Here is a 14,799-nt window from a genome sequence, read left to right as displayed (position 1 = left end):
TGGGCATTATGTTACATCACAATTATGCGTTCCATATCCTTATCGATAAGTTCGATATGTCGCTTCATATAAACCTCGGCCACATCAGCATCCCTGTCCATAAGAGCTCTCAGGATTTTCTCGTGTGCCTTAATTCCATTCTCAACATTGTGTTTAATTTTAAAGGTCTGGAAACGGAAATTCATTATCCTTTTACTTACACTCTGATTGATCATTTCCATGACCTCATTTCCGGTCATCTTCATTATCCTGGTGTGGAATTCTTCATCAAGAAGTGCCAGCTTTTCGTCATCCATGACAGCTGCATATTCGATAAAATCATTATGAATCTTTTCAAGAGCCTTCAGATCCTTGTCAGAAGCTCTTTCTGCCGCCATTCTTGCCGCCGCAGGTTCAAGGATATTTCTGAACTCAACATAATCCTGTATTTTTCCTCTGTTTTTTGTAAACCAGCTGGCAAGAGCATCCTCATCATTTTGGGATTTTTTTACTATAAAAGCTCCTTTTCCGGGATTAATTGAAATGTAGCCTTCCGCCTCCAGATTTCTGAAAGCTTCTCTCACTGTACCTCTGCCGACGGATAATCTTTCACATACTTCTTTCTCCGTTGCAAGCTTATCTCCTATTTTTGCCTCATCAGACAATAAATACTTCTTTAATTCATTTATCGTTTTTTGTGTTGCCGATATTTTTTTCATAATCAGTGTCTCCTGGGAATGACCTCTCCCTGCTCGAGGATGTCACCGTTTCTGTATGCTGCCAGAAGCTCTTCGAGATCAGCTATCTGACTCTTAAGATTCTTTCCGTTGTCGGTTGCGCCTACTCTTACTCTTGTCTTCATCTGCTCCACGATCTGGATTTCAGGAGTATTCTCGGCGCCCTTCTGGAATCCCTTATGCTTAGCCAGAGCCAGATGACGGGAATTAAAGATAAGTGTGTAGCCGGCTATACCTGTTCTCGAGTGATAAGCCTTTGAGATACCACCATCAATGATAAACAGCTTACCGTTTGCCTTGATAGGTGACTCGCCAAGCTTCGTCTTAACCGGAACATGACCGTTAACGATATGTCCGACGGAAGCGTCCACGCCAAATTCCTCAAAGATCTTGTCTACATACTTCTCTTCCTTTGCGAAGTCATAGTAAACATTGAATTTTTCCTTGTGAGTCGCAGGATCTTCAATAAAGCAGTGCTCAAAGGTTGTTATCTTGTCCTTTCCGAAAAGAGGAGAATTGGGACCGCACCACATATACCAGAAAAAATCTGTTGCATAGAGCTTACCCTGAGGATCGTTTTCACCGTTAAGGAAATAAGCATCGATAGCCTTGTCATTAAAGTAATCAAGAAGCGCCTTTCCGGAGAATGTACCGTCAGGTGTCTTTATCTTTGTAAAGCTGCCGTCCTTTTCCATAGGTATGCAGCCGTGGTAAAGGATGTTGTTATTTACAACCTTATACATTGATCCGTTTGTAAAGAAGAAACGAATGTGTTTCTGAAGAAGCTGGGAATGAGTAAAGCTGTATATAAGCGTCTTCATCAAGGTCTCTTCTCTCTCTGTGAGCTTATAAGGATTCTTAGGATCAATGGTCGGGAAATTCTTGTCCTTCAGCGGATAAACCTTTCCGTCGATGTTTACGGTTCCCTTCGCATAGTCCACCCTCTCCAGAAGAAGTCTGTGCTCCAGATGGTACTCCGGGTGTCTCTTGATGAGAAGACCTTCCTCCTTAAGCATGATAATGGATATGGCTTTACACATCTTTGCCGCGAGATCCGGTGAAACCGAGTCGGAAACATTGGAATCCAGAAGATGTGGCTGGAAGCATTCACATGGATCATCCCCGTAAACCTCCTCCGCATACATGGAAAGCGGTCTCAGGTTTATACCGTAACCGTCCTCAAGTACATCAAATGAATTGTAGGAGGTGGCGATACGGAGAACGTTGGCGATACATGCAGGATTACCGCAGACAGCCCCCATCCAGTCAGCATCATGATTGCCCCACTGGATATCCACATCGTGGAAGCTCATAAGCTCCTCCATGATACGGTCAGCGTGAGGACCTCTGTCGAAAACATCACCGATTATATGGAGGTTATCGATAACGAGATTCTGTATAAGCTCACAGAGGGCAATAATGAAATCGTCCCCCATGCCGGTGTCGATTATGGCATTCATGATCTCGCGTAGATAATCCTTTTTGTCTTCATCATGATTGTCTATATGCAAAAGCTCATCGATGGCGTAAGCATAGCTCTGGGGCATCTTCTTACGAACCTTTGAACGGGTGAACTTTGATGAAACCACTCGGCAAATGTTTATAAGCCTGTTTATAGTTATGCGGTTCCACTCAGGAGTATCCTTTTCTTTATGTTTAGGACTTGAAAGGATGTCTCTCGGATAGTAAATAAGATTTGCAAGCTCAAGCTGCTCCTCCTCAGGAAGAAGATTTCCGAAGGTCTCATCAATCTTATCTCTTACGATACCGGATGCAGAACGCATAAGGTAGATAAATGCCTCACTCTCCCCGTGAAGGTCAGAGAAGAAATATTCTGTCCCCTTAGGCAAAGCACAGATAGCACGCAGGTTGATGATCTCCGCACCTGCTGCAGTAGCAGTGGGAAACTGTTTTGCCAAAAGTTTTAAATAATCAAGATCACGCATAATTACTCCCTAAAAATTATGTATACAGCCTTCGTCATGTTGTAATTATAACGATGAAGTAATATTTTTACTATACAAAATCACCATTGTACTAATAAAAAAACGTGCATAAATGATATAAAATTAACAAAAAACGCAGTGAAAGCGGGGGATGCCTGAACGGCCGGTATTATATTAGTTTGTCGGAGCCACAACCGAAGGATCAACTTCCTTTCGGTTAAGTATCTCCATGAACTCAGCTCCTGTAATGGTCTCCTTTTCGTAAAGGAACTTTGTGATCTCATGGAGCTTGTTGATATTGTCCTTAAGAAGCTCCATGGCCTTGTCATGCTGCGCCTTCACAAGGTCAACCGTCATCTTGTCAATCTTAGTCTGGGTCTCAGGCGAACAGGTAAGTGACGCATCACCGCCGAGATACTGATTCTGAAGCTGCTCCATGGCAACCATACCGATCTCGTCGGACATACCGTAGCGAGTGATCATGGCACGGGCATACTTTGTAGCCTGCTCGATATCATTGCTTGCACCTGTGGTGCAGGTATGGAAGATCAGCTCCTCGGCACATCTTCCGCCTGTAAGCGTTGCGATCTTGTTCTCAAGCTCTTCCTTTGAGTAAAGGTAATGGTTACCCTCTTCCTCAACCTGCATGGTATAGCCAAGAGCACCTGAGGTTCTCGGGATAATAGTAATCTTCTGAACGGGTGCACTATTCTTCTGAAGAGCCGCCACAAGAGCATGTCCCACCTCATGATATGAAACGATAAGCTTTTCCTTATCCGTCATTACCTTATTCTTCTTCTGGTAACCGGCTATAACAACTTCTATGGACTCTTCGAGGTCTGACTGGATAACTCTTTCACGTCCGGCTCTTACAGCTCTTAATGCAGATTCATTTATAATGTTGGCAAGCTCTGCACCGCTGGCACCTGCTGCGGCCTTTGCGATAGCTTCCAAATTAACATTTTCCGCCATCTTGATATCCTTTGCATGAACCTTCAGGATATCTACTCTGCCCTGGAAATCAGGAAGCTCAACCGGAACACGTCTGTCAAAACGTCCCGGTCTAAGGAGAGCGGGATCCAGGGAATCCGGCTGGTTTGTTGCCGCCAGGATAATGATGGCCTTTGAGGAGTCGAAACCGTCCATTTCGGTAAGCAGCTGGTTCAATGTCTGCTCACGCTCATCATTACCGCCCAGGGCACCGCCGCCTCTCTTTTTACCTATGGCATCGATCTCATCGATAAAAATGATACAAGGTGCTTTTTTCTTTGCCTGATCAAAAAGGTCTCTGACCTTGGCTGCACCCATACCTACGAACATCTCAACAAATTCAGAACCGGAAATGGAAAAGAATGGAACATTTGCTTCTCCGGCCACAGCCTTTGCCAGAAGTGTCTTACCTGTTCCCGGAGGACCTACAAGAAGAGCACCCTTCGGAATATGGGCACCGATCTCGGTATACTTGTCAGGCTCCTTAAGATAGTCCACCATCTCGCTGAGAAGCTCCTTGGCTTCATCCTCACCTGCAACGTCCTTAAAGGTTACCTTATTGTCGCCATTGGCTTCATATTCTCTGGCATTGGACTTTCCGAAGCCTCCGAACATTCCGCCGCCTCCCATGGAACCCATGCTTGAGGCCATTTTTCTGGAAAGCCAGTTTCCAAGCGCCCAGAAAATAAGGATAGGGAATATCCAGCTTAAAAGGAAGCTGATTATGGGACTTGTCTCAACCGGTATCTCCTCGATAAAATTAACATTCTGGTTGTAGAGAATGTCCAGCACAGAGGCTTCTGTGTACTCGTTTTTTATTCGTCCCGTGCGGCAGGTAAGTGCCTGGCCGTTAACATTGGCAACATAATAAATAGTGTCGTCGGTGAATTTAACATCCGTTATTGCGTTGTTGTTAACGGCATTTATGAACTCGGTATAGGTCGTGTCCTTCACTGAGCGGGTCATAATGGAAGGAAAAACAAAGGTGTTCAGCAAAAGTATGATCACCAGAGCCACGAAATAATAGAAAATCAGCGGCTTCCTGTTGCGGGGCTTGTAGCTGTTTCCTCCATTCTGGTTATTTTTATTGAACTGATTGAAAAAATCATTGAAATTGTCAAATCCATTGTCATTTCGGTTATTGTTCCCGGAATAGTTTTCATTTGCAAGATTCATCTGTGACTGTGGCTTCCTGCCTTTGAAAACATTTAAGATATTTATCATAAAATGTCCTTTCTGCTACTCTGTCTATATATCTATAAAACTATGGGTTTTAATGATTTTTGATTATATCTGGCAAATGTGTATTCATTGTGAACAATTGAAGAACCAAAAGAATGGATTTAAATAGTCATAGGGGACGGTTCTCACCGGAGAGAACCGTCCCCTATGGCTCGTCGAAATCCCGTAAAAAACAAATACTTCCGAAGAATAAAACCTCCGGAAGTTATATGGTATTGTTATTTCATTGTTTTCTTCAGAAGCTCACACAGCTCATCCACCGCGTCTTCTTTTCCGTCTTTTATATCCTCCACAACACAGGACTTGATATGCGAACTCAGGAGTTCTTTGTTAAATGAATTGAGAGATGCCTGAACCGAACTTACCTGGATAAGGATATCGGGGCAATACCTGTTGTCCTCGATCATCTTTTTTATCCCGCAGATCTGACCTTCTATACGGTTAAGCCTGGTTGTCAGGGCCTTTATCTGCTCAGGGGTTCTGTTCTTATGTCTTACATTTTCTCCGTCACAACAAGCAGGCATGTCATTCACCTTACTTTACGATGGAAACGAACTCGAAGTCGTGATCCTCCACAGCCTTTTTAATTGCTGCCTCATCAACGTCCTTTGAAAGCTCAATAACGGCTGTTCCGCTGTCATGGGAAACTGTTGCTGAAGTAACTCCGTCAAGGGCCTCCAGAGCCTTCTTAACTGTTGCCTCGCAATGTCCGCACATCATTCCCTTGATATTAACTGTTTCTGTCATGATTTCATTCTCCTTTTTTGTTTCTTCATTTGTATTTAACTCAGCTTCCTTTTCCGCGGTCGCTGTAGTTTTCCTTTTTATTTTTTTATCCTTTGATGCGTCGAATACATCGAAAAGATTCAGTCTCAGGGCATTCATACATACCGTGAAGCTGGAAATGCTCATGGCGGCTGCTCCCACCATAGGATTCATTTCAAAATCCCATCCGAAAAGAGCCGAGTAAAAGCCTGCCGCAAGAGGTATGCAGATAACATTATAAAAGAATGCCCAGAAAAGATTTTCATGGATATTCCTTATGGTGGCCCTGCCAAGTCTTATGGCTGCAGCTACATCCGTAAGCTTTGACTTCATGATGACCACGTCGGCAGCGTCAATGGCTACATCAGCCCCCGCTCCTATGGCTACACCAAGATCCGATCTTGTTAATGCCGGCGCATCATTGATTCCGTCACCAACCATTGCAACCTTGCCCTTTTTCTGAAGCTCACGGATAACCGCTTCCTTACCGTCCGGAAGAACACCGGCAATCACGTGATAGACTCCTGCCTGCTTAGCGATTGCCTGTGCGGTCTTTTCATTATCACCTGTGATCATATAGACCTCGATGCCCATACCTTTAAGCTCTTTTATGGCTTTGGCGGAATCCTCTTTTATTGTATCAGAGACAGCAATCATGCCAAGAAGCTTATTATCTTCGGAAAAGAAAAGCGGTGTTTTTCCCATTTCAGAAAGCTCATCGGACTTACGGACAATTGTATCATCAGCTCCGAATTTCTCCATCATGAACTTCCCGGAACCGCCGTAAAGCTCATGGCAGTCAAGCTTTGCAGTTATGCCGTTTCCCGGTAATGCGCGGAAGTCACTTACCTCAGGAATACGTATATGGTTTTCATTGGCATAGCTCATAACAGCCTTTGCCAAAGGATGCTCCGATTTCTGTTCCAGGGAAGCCGCAAGACTCAGCAGTTCTTCCTTTGTGACACCTTCCTCAGGTATTATATCCGTCACCACCGGCTCACCCTTTGTGATGGTGCCTGTCTTATCAAGTGCAACTATCTCTATACGTCCTGACTGTTCCTGGGAAGCAGCGGTTTTATACAGGATACCGTTTTTGGCTCCCATGCCGTTTCCTACCATTATGGCCACCGGTGTTGCAAGTCCCAAAGCACATGGGCAGGAAATAACCAGTACCGCAACTGCTCTCGGAATGGAGAACTCGATGCCTTTTCCCATAAAAAGCCAGATAAATAATGTAAGCACCGAAACGGTAATGACGAAAGGCACAAATACAGAAGCGACCTTATCCGCAATTCTTGCTATAGGAGCCTTTGTTGCGGCTGCATCCGAAACCATATTTATGATCTGGGATAATGTTGTATCCTTGCCGACTCTCGTAGCCCTTGACTTTACATATCCTGACTGATTGATGGTTCCGGCAGAAACCATATCCCCTAAAGTTTTGTCAACCGGTATGGATTCTCCCGTAAGGGCTGACTCATTTACAGAAGTTTCTCCTTCTTCTATGATTCCGTCCACGGGGATATTCTCTCCGGGTCTTACAACAAACAGGTCTCCGGTTTTAACCTCGGCAATAGGAACTTCTGTCTCCTTTCCGTCGCGGTAAAGAACCGCAGTTTTTGGAGAAAGCTTCATGAGGCTCTTAAGCGCATCTGTTGTATGTCCTTTTGACATTGCTTCCAGAAGCTTTCCTACAGTTATGAGCGTAGGTATCATTGCCGCTGTCTCAAAATATAGGTTATGTGCCAGATGATGGACTGTCTCCGACTCACCTCTGCCCATGGCATTTATCATGATATAAAGAGATACAAGTGAATATGCAAAGGATGCTGTGGATCCCAAAGCGATAAGCGCATCCATATTGGGGGAGCCGTCAAAAAGCGTCCTGAAGCCGTCTATGAAAAACTTCCGGTTTATATACATCACAACTATTGCGATGAGCATCTGAGTCAATGCATTGGCCGCAGGATTTTCAAGAAAGGCGGGAACCGGGAATCCTGCCATGTTGTGTCCCATGGAGAGATACATGAGTGTCAGGAGCAGTACCGCAGATCTGAGTAAGCGATTCTTCAATACCGGTGTTTCATGGTCTTTTAATGCTTCTTCCTGGGCCTTGAGGCTGTCTTCGTAGGTATTTTCCTCTGTCTTCTGTGCGCCTTTAACCGAAGCTCCGTAGCCGGCTTCTTCCACTGCTTTTATGATGTCACAGGATTCGGCGGTGCCGTCGACCATAAGTGTATTGGTCAGAAGTGAGACGTTGGCTTCTTTAACACCGGGTACTTTTTTTGCGGCTTTTTCTACTCTTGCCTGGCATGCGGCGCAGCTCATGCCGGTTACTATATACTGTTCCATCTCGTCCTCCGTGATGATCGTTAATCAATATACCCCCACTCCCTATCTTGAGGTGTGAGCTAAATATACCACCCGGGGGTATGTTAGTCAATACCTGTTTTTTTTAAATGGGACAGAAAATGCAGGGGATGCGCGACGGCCCACGAGATTGAAATAACAGTCGGCTTCACATGTTCGCCCCAACTGCACTGACGTGCATCTGGGTCGTACATGTGAAGCCGACTGTTATTTCAACTCGCAAGCCTAGCCGCACATCCCCTGCATTTTCTTCACGTATTGGCTAAAAGTACTTATTTATGCATTATTTATCAGAGATAAAAATTCTTTGACGTTCGCGGCTGCGTCACCAGCGTAAATGGCGGAGCCGGCAACGATGACGTTGGCTCCGGCTTTTACGATTTCCTGGACATTGTCTTTTTTGATGCCGCCGTCAACTTCGAGGTCGGCGTTGGAGCCGGCATCTTCGAGCATTTTTCTGACGGCTTTGATTCTGTCAAAGCTTTCGGGGATAATCTTCTGACCGCCGAAACCGGGTTCCACTGTCATGAGCAGAATCATTTCAACCTTGTCAAGATATGGTTTAAGTGTTGCTACATCTGTGCCGGGTTTGATGGAAATTCCTGCGTGCTTTCCGAGGCTGTGAATCTTATCGATAACAGCCATGGGATCCTCGGCAGCTTCCAGATGGAAGGTTATGCCGTCAGCTCCGGAAGCGGCTATTTCTTCAATATATCTTATAGGATCCACAATCATAAGGTGTACATCAAAAAAGATATCGCATGCGCTTCTGGCACTTTTTATAACCGGCATACCGAGTGATATGGACTTTACAAAAACACCGTCCATTACATCCACATGAAGATACTCTGCACCCGCATTCTTTACATCAACGATCTGCTGTCCCAGATTTTTGAAATCCGCAGACAGGATAGAGGGACTTAGTATTCTCATTTTATTTTCCCTGTCCGTAATATGCATTAGCACCGTGCTTACGATAATAATGCTTATCCATAAGCTCCTGAGGTGCAGGCTTAACATCTTTGTTGATAACTTCGCATCTGTATGCCATCTTTGCTACTTCCTCAGTAACAACCGCGTTATGAACTGCTTCATGGCCGTCCTTGCCCCAGGCAAATACACCGTGATTCTTGCAAAGAACCGCAGGAACTGCCACAGGATCCTTCTCCATACGTTGGAATTCGGATACGATAAGTTTTCCTGTATTCTCCTCGTAAGCTGACTCGATCTCATCCTTTGTGAGACATCTTACGCATGGGATCTCTCCATAGAAGTAGTCAGCATGTGTTGTACCGTAGCAAGGAATGCTGCGTCCGGCCTGAGCCCAGCTTGTAGCATATGAGGAATGGGTATGAACAACTCCGCCTACGTCTTTAAATGCCTTATATATTTCCAAATGTGTAGGAGTATCTGATGAAGGATTGAGTTTTCCTTCAACCTTATTTCCGTCAAGATCCATAACCACCATATCATCCGGAGTCATTGTCTCATAATCAACCCCACTTGGTTTGATTACAAATAAGCCGGACTCTCTGTCTATTGCGCTTACGTTGCCCCATGTGAAGGTAACAAGCCCATACTTTGGAAGAAGTATATTTGCCTCATAGACTTTTTTCTTAAGTTCCTCTAACATTGGAAAACCTCCTGTTTGTTAATAATAACTATCCCGGTACTTCAAAAGAACCCCGAGGATTCTTTCTATATTATATAGCAGTCAATATCGAAAATGCTACTGCTATACCCAGTATCAAAAGCATAAGTCCAATAATAAGTTGTATTGGTTGTGCATTCTTTTCCCTGATCTGTTGGGTTTTTTCATCATAAAACAGCGTTATCTTATCTCCTATGGGAAATGTCTTCTCATATTCAGAATCCACATGCAGGCGCATGATATTTTCGCTTCTGTTCATTTCATATTTAACCACAGGATAATAAATGAATTTATCTCCTCTTAATATCTTTGAAGACTTGGATATCTGCCTCTTATAGGTATCGATTATTTCTGCTTCAAATGGTTTAAGTCCCATACGGGAAACATTCACATAATTATGCACAAGGCAGGCTCCTGCTCCCATGAACAGCGCTGCCAGACATCCCATGGCATAAACCTCGTTTCCCTGATTTGTCCAGAGAGCCAGCAGGATAGTCAGTGCACCTCCCACCATAACGGCTACAGGATGAAATATGGTACTTTCATCTGCATCATTGATTACGATATTTCCGAATTCCGATGTTTTGGTCAGACGTACCTGCTGCCCCACCGCATATTCTGTCGGTGTCTTTATGGCGTGTATTTCTTTGTTTCCTGTTTTGGGATTAACATATTCGACTGTAGTATTGAAATAGTTGAAGGCTTCCCGGTTCTTTCTGTCTTTTTTTACAACATGCTCGCAGCGCACTACAAGTCCGTCTACAGAACCGTTCCTGTTGCTTGTGATCCACTTCCGCACCTGACCTGAGCCAAGAAGAAATATCACAATTCCCGGTATATATAAAAAATACTGTGTGAAATCCTGCATTACGCCTCCAACCATCACCTAACTACAATTATTTCCATTCCTAATCCCCTAAGCCTTTCAAGGATCTCTGGATCTGCCATATCATCCGTTATCAATGTCACCGGCTGCTCGTATATAAAGCTGCCATACAGGCTGCTTCTTTCCGAACCATGCATAAGCTTGGAATGATCTGCAAGGATATAAAATGATTCCTTTGTCCTGCTTATCATGGCTTCATTGATACCTATCTCGGTAGGTATGTCATACCTGAACTCACCATTATCATACACAGCAGCACAGCCTACAAAGGTTTTGTCCACAGACATATCCAGAAGATTTCTCATAACGTAATCTCCCACCATGGCCTTACCTCTGACCTGTCCGCCGGTAATGTGGATGGAAACATTCTCCGGATACTGTTCTTCAAATATCCATCCGTTGTTTGTTATTGCAGTGATATGTTTGTCATTTACAAATTTAAGTATTCCCAAAGCCGTTTTACTGGCATTGATAAAAATAGTGTCTCCATCTTCAAGAAGACTTGAAGCATATTGAGATATCTTATCACGATAAACTGCTATCTCAGGAGTAATCAATTTTGTATATCTGCTTCTTTCAAGAGACATGGCTCCTCCATGTGTCCTGAAAAGCATCTGCCTGTCCTCCAGATACTGGAGGTCTCTTCTGACTGTCATGGCAGATATACCGTATAGCTCAACCAGATCCTCTACCTTTATCTCACCCCGCTGGTTAACAGCTTTCAGGATATTCAGTTGTCGCTCCTCAACACTTTTTCGCGTATTCTTCATTAGTAATCTCCAAGAGCTTTTTTAGTAAAGATGGCAGAGTCGGTTAACACAAATGGTACTGATGCATCGACTCGGAAAACACACTTAGTATATACGGAAATACTGATCAATTACCGTCCTTAAGTATGAGCTTGTATATCACTTCCGCAACTGCAGAATTGTTGTTGTCATTTTCTGTTACCATATCGGCCACATCTTTTAGTTTTTGTGTTGCATTTTTTGTAGCTACACCTATCCCTGCCTGTTCCAGCATGGGAATATCATTTTCTTCATCTCCGACTGCTATGGAATGTCTCTTATCTATTCCAAGAACCTCCATAACCTTGTCAATTCCTGTTCCCTTATTCTGTCCGGATATCACGATCTCAAGCAGCGTACTGTGAGAAAGGAATGCATCGATCCGACCATCGGATATACGCTTTAGTTTATCACCGAACTCTTTAAGTCTTTCTTTTGAAGATTGGTCCACTCCGCTTATCTTATAGGAGTAAATATCATCCAGTCCATTCTCAGGAATAATCTTATACTTCAAACCCGGAAGACGGCCTATATAGTATCTGAGATCATCATCATCCCAATGGGACTCACAAAGTACATCCCATTCGTCAAACATATGGATATGCACCTTCTCTTTTACAGCTTCGGAAGATACCATTTTTATAAGTTCAGGAGATAAAGTAGATTTAAACAGAATCTTTTTGGTAAGAGGCTCATAAAGAAGACCTCCGTTAAAAGCAAGAACGTAACAACCCTCTCTTTCAAGGGACAGTTCCTTTATGATTCCGGTTACCCCGTAGAGAGGACGACCGGTATTTATGATAACTTTATGCCCTTTGGAGAGCATCAAATCTATCGCACTTTTATTTTCATTGCTGATCTTTTTCTGATCGTCCAAAAGAGTGCCATCTATATCAAGAAACAATACTTTTTTGTCCATAGCCGTTCTCTCAATCTGTTCTTATATGGAATAACAGCGAAACTCTCTATTTTTGAATTTCGCTGTTATCAAAGACATCGTTATCTGAATGAAGAATTAATCAAGCAGTTCTCTCTCTGCAAGTGCTGCTTCGATTTCCTTATCTGACATTACATTCTTAAGAGGAATAAGAACAGTTCCGCTTGCCTCAACACCCTCAAAAGTGTTAACAAAGGTCTTTGCACAGAACACAACATCATAGTTTCTTGAAGCTGTCTTTCCTTCAGAGATAGGTGCATGACGAAGCTCTGCAACCTTGATTCCGTTACGTGTAAGAACCTTCTTGATAGCATTCTCCATCATAAGTGAAGAACCTGCTCCATTTGCACAACATGCAAGAATTTTCTTATTATCTAATTTCTTTGCCATTTAATAGCCTCCTTTGAGAATATCGGAGTGACACATCTTTTGAAAGAATATGTCACTCCTTTTTTAGTTACATGTGATAATGTTTAAACCCCCGGCTTAAGCATTCCTCTTAGCAATGTGCTCCTTGTATGCCTCATAGTCCTCTGTGATAAGGAAGTATCCTTCAGGATCCTGACGATACTCAAGCTGAGGAAGAGCAAAGAGGATAACAACAACGATAGCGATACCAATATATCCAAGATAGTGCATAAGAACTGTGAAGCAAGGCCATACTGTATCCCAGTCGAACATTCCGAGATATCCGCCGTAGTTTGCAAGTCCAACCCATCCTGAGATGAAAGCTGCACCGAATACCTGGATGAGACCTGAAAGGAATGGAATTATGAGACAAGCCTTAAGTCCGCCCTTTTCGTTGGCAACAAGTCCGATTGTAGCATTATCAAAGAATACAGGAACGAATCCGCAGATGATGATGGTCGGGCTACCCATAACGATAAGTGCAAGGATAGCAACGATCTGACCTGTAAGACCTGCGAGGAAACCAAATGTAACAGCGTTTGAATCACCGAATCCGTAGCAAACTGCACAGTCAACACCGGGAACTGATGCAGGAAGAAGCTTATCAGCGATACCCTGGAAAGAAGCTGTGAGCTCTGTAACGAAGGTACGAACACCGAGCTGAAGGATTGCAAGATATACAGCGAACTGAAGTGATGTATTGATGATGTAGAAACCAAAGCTGTCAACCTTCATTGAACCATTCTCAACGAAGAAATCCTTACCGATAACCATCATGATGATTCCGAAGAATACAGTCATTAGGATCGCTGTACATACCATGTTCTCGTTAAAGATTGAGAAGAAACCGGGCATCTCCATCTCGCCAACCTTCTTAACTTCTCTCTTCTTCTTTCCACCGTCTGTTCCGAAGAACTTGTCAGCAACGATATAAGCAAGACGGATACCGAACATCTGCTGATGAGCGATAGCAAAGCCTGCACCATCTGTAAGCTCCTGCATAGGCTTAACTGTAAGGTTTGAACCAACTGCCCAATAAGAACCAAGAATGACAGCCATAACGATAAGGAGTGTCATATCATTGTTTCTGAGTGCAGGAAGTGCGAAGAGGATGAGCCAGTAAGCTGTAGCCGCCTGCTGTACCTGAACGTGACCTGTTGTGAAAAGTGAACGGCACTTTGTGATCTTGTTGAATCTTACAAGCAGGATATTTACGATGAACGCGATCAGGAGAAGTGTAAGAGCCTGTGAGAAGCCCTTTCCGAATACTTCCTCAACACCTGCCTCTACGGCGTTCTGTCCATAATAAGGATCGATAACTGCTGCGTTAAGGTTGAAACGCTCACGAAGACCTGCAAGGATAGGTCTGAAGTTACTTGTCAATCCGCCGGAACCAGCGTTCAGGATCAGGAAACCAACGATAGCTTTGATAGTACCACTGAGTGTCTCATACCATTTTTTGCCCATAAGGCAGTAACCGATAAGTGTAAGAAAGCCTACCATGTATGGAGCCTGTCTTAAGATATAGGTCGTGAAAAATTTCCAAATTTCCACAAGAATAGACATTTATTTTTCCTCCGTTTAAATAAATATAAACAACAATAAACTTTTATTCTTCGCAAGGATACTTCTTTGCTGCTTCAAGAATATCCTCAGGTGATGTCGCCTTTGCAAGTGCATCGATAAGCGGCTCATTTAAGAAAATCTCTGTGAGCTGCGAAATATTATCCAGATGCTCGTCAGGATTTGTGGAAGAAAGTGTAAAGAAAACATTGGCTTCTTTCTTCTCTCCGTCCTCATCTTCTCCGAAATCTATAAGCTTCTTTGATGCCATGAAGCCAATTCCGGTTTTCAATGCGCCGGTTGCATTTTCCTGGGTATGGGGCATAGCGATGTTATGCTCGAAAACCACATATGGTCCATACTTCTCGATGCACGCAACGATCTGTTTATAATAATCCTCAGATACAGTGCCTGATTTTATCATTGGAAGTGTTGACAGTCTGACAGCTTCCTGCCATGTGACGCCCTCTCCATCGATGAAACTGTAGTTGCCGGTTTCAACAATTTTTTCTAAAACTCCCATATGTTTCCCCTTTC

The 14,799-nt window shown here is 43.6% G+C and carries 13 protein-coding genes; all 13 read right to left on the bottom strand.

Annotated elements, in window-relative coordinates; translation table 11 throughout:
* Positions 1-11: 11 nt before the first annotated feature.
* The 13 genes from G625_RS0106410 to G625_RS0106350 all read right to left on the bottom strand — a co-directional run bounded on the left by G625_RS0106410 (position 12) and on the right by G625_RS0106350 (position 14,785).
* A complete protein-coding gene (locus G625_RS0106410) occupies positions 12-698 on the bottom strand; it encodes a FadR/GntR family transcriptional regulator (RefSeq protein WP_029200459.1) in 687 nt (228 codons plus the stop codon).
* Positions 699-700: 2 nt separating this feature from the next.
* Positions 701-2,662, bottom strand: a complete 1,962-nt coding sequence (locus G625_RS0106405; protein WP_044931851.1) for a fructose-bisphosphatase class III — start codon at positions 2,660-2,662, stop codon at positions 701-703.
* A gap of 174 nt (positions 2,663-2,836) precedes the next feature.
* On the bottom strand, positions 2,837-4,876 hold the full coding sequence (gene ftsH, locus G625_RS18675) for an ATP-dependent zinc metalloprotease FtsH (RefSeq protein WP_330364999.1): 2,040 nt from the start codon (positions 4,874-4,876) through the stop codon (positions 2,837-2,839).
* 236 nt (positions 4,877-5,112) lie between these two features.
* On the bottom strand, positions 5,113-5,418 hold the full coding sequence (locus tag G625_RS0106395) for a metal-sensing transcriptional repressor (RefSeq protein ID WP_029200457.1): 306 nt from the start codon (positions 5,416-5,418) through the stop codon (positions 5,113-5,115).
* A gap of 10 nt (positions 5,419-5,428) precedes the next feature.
* Positions 5,429-8,011, bottom strand: a complete 2,583-nt coding sequence (locus tag G625_RS0106390; RefSeq protein ID WP_029200456.1) for a heavy metal translocating P-type ATPase — start codon at positions 8,009-8,011, stop codon at positions 5,429-5,431.
* 294 nt (positions 8,012-8,305) lie between these two features.
* Positions 8,306-8,962 (bottom strand): ribulose-phosphate 3-epimerase, encoded by a 657-nt coding sequence (gene rpe / locus G625_RS0106385; RefSeq protein ID WP_029200455.1) that lies wholly within the window; start codon positions 8,960-8,962, stop codon positions 8,306-8,308.
* A 1-nt stretch (position 8,963) separates the two neighbouring features.
* A complete protein-coding gene (locus tag G625_RS0106380; RefSeq protein WP_029200454.1) occupies positions 8,964-9,662 on the bottom strand; it encodes an L-ribulose-5-phosphate 4-epimerase in 699 nt (232 codons plus the stop codon).
* A 70-nt stretch (positions 9,663-9,732) separates the two neighbouring features.
* Positions 9,733-10,548, bottom strand: coding sequence for a hypothetical protein (locus G625_RS0106375; RefSeq protein WP_029200453.1), 816 nt, complete (start codon positions 10,546-10,548; stop codon positions 9,733-9,735).
* Positions 10,549-10,562: 14 nt separating this feature from the next.
* Positions 10,563-11,336: a DeoR/GlpR family DNA-binding transcription regulator gene (locus G625_RS0106370; RefSeq protein WP_029200452.1), complete on the bottom strand. Its 774-nt coding sequence runs from the start codon at positions 11,334-11,336 to the stop codon at positions 10,563-10,565.
* A gap of 106 nt (positions 11,337-11,442) precedes the next feature.
* Complete coding sequence (locus tag G625_RS0106365) at positions 11,443-12,273, bottom strand: Cof-type HAD-IIB family hydrolase (protein WP_029200451.1); 831 nt, start codon at positions 12,271-12,273, stop codon at positions 11,443-11,445.
* A 96-nt stretch (positions 12,274-12,369) separates the two neighbouring features.
* The gene (locus G625_RS0106360; RefSeq protein WP_029200450.1) at positions 12,370-12,681 is read right to left on the bottom strand and encodes a PTS sugar transporter subunit IIB; all 312 of its coding nucleotides are present in this window, start codon (positions 12,679-12,681) and stop codon (positions 12,370-12,372) included.
* Between the two features lie 96 nt (positions 12,682-12,777).
* Positions 12,778-14,265: a PTS ascorbate transporter subunit IIC gene (locus G625_RS0106355; RefSeq protein ID WP_029200449.1), complete on the bottom strand. Its 1,488-nt coding sequence runs from the start codon at positions 14,263-14,265 to the stop codon at positions 12,778-12,780.
* Positions 14,266-14,308: 43 nt separating this feature from the next.
* A complete protein-coding gene (locus G625_RS0106350) occupies positions 14,309-14,785 on the bottom strand; it encodes a PTS sugar transporter subunit IIA (RefSeq protein WP_029200448.1) in 477 nt (158 codons plus the stop codon).
* Between the last annotated feature and the right edge of the window lie 14 nt (positions 14,786-14,799).

This window comes from Oribacterium sp. NK2B42, from assembly GCF_000424445.1.
Taxonomy (GTDB): Bacteria; Bacillota; Clostridia; order Lachnospirales; family Lachnospiraceae; genus Oribacterium.
Note: the sequence above shows the minus strand (reverse complement) of the source record. Positions and strands in the feature narration are given on the sequence as shown.

Excerpts from the sequence above, each read along its gene's own strand:
- G625_RS0106410 (WP_029200459.1), bottom strand. The coding sequence starts at position 698 with ATGAAAAAAATATCGGCAACACAAAAAACGATAAATGAATTAAAGAAG.
- G625_RS0106405 (WP_044931851.1), bottom strand. The coding sequence starts at position 2,662 with ATGCGTGATCTTGATTATTTAAAACTTTTGGCAAAACAGTTTCCCACT.
- ftsH (WP_330364999.1), bottom strand. The coding sequence starts at position 4,876 with ATGATAAATATCTTAAATGTTTTCAAAGGCAGGAAGCCACAGTCACAG.
- G625_RS0106395 (WP_029200457.1), bottom strand. The coding sequence starts at position 5,418 with ATGCCTGCTTGTTGTGACGGAGAAAATGTAAGACATAAGAACAGAACC.
- G625_RS0106390 (WP_029200456.1), bottom strand. The coding sequence starts at position 8,011 with ATGGAACAGTATATAGTAACCGGCATGAGCTGCGCCGCATGCCAGGCA.
- rpe (WP_029200455.1), bottom strand. The coding sequence starts at position 8,962 with ATGAGAATACTAAGTCCCTCTATCCTGTCTGCGGATTTCAAAAATCTG.
- G625_RS0106380 (WP_029200454.1), bottom strand. The coding sequence starts at position 9,662 with ATGTTAGAGGAACTTAAGAAAAAAGTCTATGAGGCAAATATACTTCTT.
- G625_RS0106375 (WP_029200453.1), bottom strand. The coding sequence starts at position 10,548 with ATGCAGGATTTCACACAGTATTTTTTATATATACCGGGAATTGTGATA.
- G625_RS0106370 (WP_029200452.1), bottom strand. The coding sequence starts at position 11,336 with ATGAAGAATACGCGAAAAAGTGTTGAGGAGCGACAACTGAATATCCTG.
- G625_RS0106365 (WP_029200451.1), bottom strand. The coding sequence starts at position 12,273 with ATGGACAAAAAAGTATTGTTTCTTGATATAGATGGCACTCTTTTGGAC.
- G625_RS0106360 (WP_029200450.1), bottom strand. The coding sequence starts at position 12,681 with ATGGCAAAGAAATTAGATAATAAGAAAATTCTTGCATGTTGTGCAAAT.
- G625_RS0106355 (WP_029200449.1), bottom strand. The coding sequence starts at position 14,265 with ATGTCTATTCTTGTGGAAATTTGGAAATTTTTCACGACCTATATCTTA.
- G625_RS0106350 (WP_029200448.1), bottom strand. The coding sequence starts at position 14,785 with ATGGGAGTTTTAGAAAAAATTGTTGAAACCGGCAACTACAGTTTCATC.